Origin of the sequence: Streptomyces recifensis, assembly GCF_002154615.1 — a bacterium.
GTDB lineage: Bacteria > Actinomycetota > Actinomycetes > Streptomycetales > Streptomycetaceae > Streptomyces > Streptomyces griseoluteus.
The window spans coordinates 1-662 of sequence record NZ_MUNH01000411.1; the positions used below are offsets into that span (position 1 = coordinate 1).

Genomic DNA, 662 nt, shown 5'->3' on the forward strand with positions numbered 1-662 from the left:
TCCTGCCCGAACTCGGCGCCCTGCGCTACCTCGTCTCCCTCTTCTTCGCGGTCGCCTTCTACGCCTCCGTCCTCGTCCACGAACTCGCGCACACCATCGCCGCCCTCCGCTTCAAACTCCCCGTCCGCCGCATCCAGCTCCAGTTCTTCGGCGGCGTCTCCGAGATCGAGAAGGAAGCCGAGACACCCGGCCGCGAATTCGTCCTCGCCTTCGTCGGGCCCCTGCTCTCCCTCGTCCTCGCCGGACTCTTCTACCTCGCCCTCAAACCCGTCGAGCCCGGCACCGTCCCCGGCGTCCTCCTCGCCGGGCTGATGATCTCCAACCTGATCGTCGCGATCTTCAACCTGCTGCCCGGCCTCCCGCTCGACGGCGGCCGCATGCTCCGCGCCGTCGTCTGGAAGATCACCGGCCGCCCCATGACCGGCACCGTCGCCGCCGCCTGGGTCGGCCGCGCCCTCGCCGTCTCCGTCCTCATCGGACTGCCCCTGCTCAACCAGTCCGGCACCCTCGGCGGCGACCGGGACGTCAGCGGCATGGACACCGTCACCGACGCCCTGCTCGCCGCGATCCTCGCCGCCATCATCTGGACCGGCGCCGGCAACAGCCTCCGCATGGCCCGGCTGCGCGAACACCTCCCCGACCTCCGCGCCCGCACCCTCACC

Annotated in this window: 1 protein-coding gene; it reads left to right on the plus strand. The window is 71.0% G+C overall.

Annotated elements, in window-relative coordinates; translation table 11 throughout:
• The coding region (locus tag CCN33_RS21025) for a site-2 protease family protein (protein ID WP_140394610.1) at positions 1-662 on the plus strand (662 nt) is incomplete at both ends.